The organism is Streptomyces niphimycinicus, from assembly GCF_018883605.1.
GTDB classification, from domain to species: Bacteria; Actinomycetota; Actinomycetes; order Streptomycetales; family Streptomycetaceae; genus Streptomyces; species Streptomyces niphimycinicus.
The window spans coordinates 1-3,182 of record NZ_JAHLEM010001116.1 but is presented as its reverse complement, the minus strand read 5'-3'; the positions used below and the strand labels follow the sequence as shown (position 1 = coordinate 3,182).

Annotated in this window: 2 protein-coding genes; one reads left to right on the top strand and one right to left on the bottom strand. The window is 73.4% G+C overall.

Annotated elements, in window-relative coordinates:
- On the top strand, nucleotides 1-1,578 hold a 1,578-nt coding region (locus tag KN815_RS48040), incomplete at its 5' end, for a TIGR03767 family metallophosphoesterase (RefSeq protein ID WP_216348059.1).
- A 102-nt stretch (nucleotides 1,579-1,680) separates the two neighbouring features.
- Here KN815_RS48040 and KN815_RS48035 read toward each other — a convergent pair.
- A complete protein-coding gene (locus KN815_RS48035; protein ID WP_216348058.1) occupies nucleotides 1,681-2,709 on the bottom strand; it encodes a putative endonuclease domain-containing protein in 1,029 nt (342 codons plus the stop codon).
- Between the last annotated feature and the right edge of the window lie 473 nt (nucleotides 2,710-3,182).

Here is a 3,182-nt window from a genome sequence, read left to right as displayed (position 1 = left end):
GCCGTGGGCCGCCGGGTGGTGCAGGCCCCGGCGGCGCCCTCGACGGCCGGTACGACGCTGGAGACGTTCTCCGCCGCACAGGGCGCCACCGGCTACCGGCGGCTCGCCGCCGGTCCGGCCTGGACCCGTCGGGTCCGCAGCGAGATCACCGGCGCCAAGGGCGGCCGCGAGGACCGGCGCACCGCGCTCGCCTCGTTCGTCCAGCTCACGGATCTGCACCTGACCGATGTCCAGCACCCGATGCGCTACGAATTCCTGCGCGGCGGGCGCGCCGGGGCGTGGCGGCCGCACGAGGCGCTGACCATCGCCGGGGTCGCCTCGCTCATCGAGCGGATCAACGGGCTGCGTGGCGGACCCGCCACCGGGGCGCCGCTGTCGTTCGTCATGACCACCGGCGACAACACCGACAACAACGCCAAGATCGAGCTGGAGTGGTTCCTGGCCGCGATGAACGGCGGCCGGATCACCCCCAACACCGGCGATCCGCGCCGCTACGAGGGCGTCCAGAACAGCGGGCACAAGGAGTTCTGGCACCCCGAGGAGGCGCTGCGCGACGCCGACAAGAAGCTCGGCTTCCCGCGCATCGACGGCTTCCTCAAGGCCGCGCTGCGCACCGTCAACAGCCCCGGGCTGCGGCTGCCGTGGTACTCCACCATCGGCAACCACGACGATCTGGCGGGCGGTGTCTACTCCTTCGGCCACAACTACTACGCGGACTTCGCCACCGGGAAGCGCAAGCTGGAGATCATCTCGGCCGATGACGCCGAGCGGCTCTTCAAGGGCACACGCGTCGGGGACGACCCCAAGGGCGTCCAGATGAAGGCGCTGCTGGACGCGCACGCCAAGGACATGCGCACGGTCACCCCCGACGAGCGCCGCGCGCCCTTCACCCAGGCCGAGTACCTGGCCGCGCACCTGGACCCGGCCGCCACCGGCCCCGGTCCGGTCGGCCACGGCTACACCAAGGCCAACCTCGAGCAGAACACCCTCTACTACTCGTTCCGGGTCTCCGAGAACGTGATCGGCATCAGCCTGGACACCACCGACCCGGGCGGCCACTACACCGGGTCGCTCGGCACCGCCCAACTGCGCTGGCTGGAGCGGACCCTGAAGGCCCACAAGGACGACTACGTGATCGTCTTCAGCCACCACTACAGCCGCAGCCTGGACAACATGAACCACGACCCGGCCCGGCCGGGCGAGGCCCGCCACGGCGGGGACGAGGTCGTCGCCCTGTTCCAGCGCCACCCCAAGGTGCTGGCCTGGATCAACGGCCACAGCCACAAGAACGAGATCACCCCGCGCGGCACCTTCTGGGAGATCACCACCGCCTCGCATGTGGACTTCCCCCAGTTGGCCCGGGTGTTCGAGGTCGTGGACAACCACGACGGCACGATCTCCCTGTTCACCACGCTCATCGAGTCGGCCGCGCCGCACCGCACGGACTTCTCGGACCTGTCCCAGACCGGGCTCGCGGCGCTCTACCGCGAGCTGTCCTTCAACGCGCCCGGCGCCAGCCAGAAGCTGGCCGGTGACGCGACGGACCGCAACACCGAGCTGCTGCTGCGCAAGCCCTGAGCCCTGCCCCGGGCCTGAGCCCTGCCCCGGGCCTGGGCCTGGGCCTGGGCCGCGCGTTCCGGGTGACCCGATGCCCCGCCTCCGCGCCGGGGCATCGGGGCGTCAGCGCGGCAGGACGACCACATAGGAGGCCGGTTCGCGGTCGGCCGCCGCGATCAGGGCGGTACGGACCACCGCGGCCTGCTCCTCCGGGGTCTCCCGGAGCTGCTTCGGGGTGACGCGTACGACCGTGATCCCGAGCCGCTCCAGGTGTTCGCGCTTGCGGCCGAAACCGCCGCGCCAGACCTCCTCGTCCTGGCGCGGCGCCCGGGTGTCGATCTCCACCGCCACCGCCTGCTCACGCCAGTAGGCGTCCACCCCGCCGAGGGCGGGCCCGCCGGGCATCCGCAGCTCAACGTTCCACACGGGCTCGGGCAGGTGGTGGCCGCGGATCATGTCGTACAGCCGCCCCTCGGCGATCGCCCGGCCCTCGGCGAGCAGCGCGTCCACCGCGTCCACGACATGCGGCCGGGACAGCAGCCGGGCCGAGTGCAGCTCCGCGACGACGGCCGTGGCCTCGCAGTGGCCGTGGCGCACGGACTCGGTGAGCAGTCTGCGGATGAGGACGGCGTCGGTGAGCCGGGCGACGGCGTCGGCGAGGGCACGGGCCACCGGGGCGGTGGGCACCCCCGCGACGTACTGGGGGCCGGGCAGTGTGCCCGCCCGGACGAAGCGGACGAAGCCGGTGGCGCGCAGCCGCCGGGTGCGCGGCACCAGGACGTCGATCCGGTCGAGGGAGGCCAGCGGGGGAGCGGAGGAGAAGTGGTGCAGGGCGAGCGCGGCAAGCCCGGTGATCATCGCCTCGCGCTGCGGTTCGCCGTCGCCGCCCGGCGAGGCGCCGTCGGCACCCTGGCCGCGGCTCGCGGTGTACAGCAGCGCGGCCAGCAGCCGCTCCTCGCTGGTCGCCGGGCCGGGGTGGAGCAGATGGACGCCCGGCAGGATCTGCTGCCAGGGCCCGCCGGCCCGGCTGCGCTCCGCGGCGACGGACGCGGTCACACCGTGCTCGCGGAGCTGACGTGTCGTCAACACCCGGCGCTGGACGTCCGAGAGGTGGTGGAGGGGGCGGGGGGACAGCGGCGTGTTGTGGCTCATGCCACCGCCATTCCCGCGCCCGCCGCACCGGCTAACCCCTGTTACAGAGTCGTCGACAAAAGCGGACAACTCTGCACTAAAGTACGACAGTTCGAATGCCGAAAGGACTCCCCGCCCGGGCGCCCGGCGACGTCCCCTCCTCCCGGCCGCGTCCCGCCGTCCTGGCCCGGCTACGGAGCCTGGCCGCGAGGCCCGCAACAAGGTCCCGCAGCGAGGCCCGACAGCAGGGCCCGGTCGCGAGGTCCGGCTACGGTGCCCCGTAGCGGTGCCCGGCTGGGTTCGGCTGTCGGGGGCCTGCCGCGCGGCCCGGCCGCGGGGTTCCGCTCTGCGGTGCCCGGCTCGCTGGGTCCGGCCGCACGACCGGGCCGCGAGGTCCGGTTACGGTGTCCGGCCGTACGGCCGGACCGCGAGGTCCGGCTACGGAGTCCGACTTGCGAGGCCCTGCCGCGGGGCCCGGCCTCGCGGTGCGGGGT

Coding starts and splice junctions, on each gene's coding strand:
- KN815_RS48035 (WP_216348058.1), bottom strand. CDS start 2,709: ATGAGCCACAACACGCCGCTGTCCCCCCGCCCCCTCCACCACCTCTCG.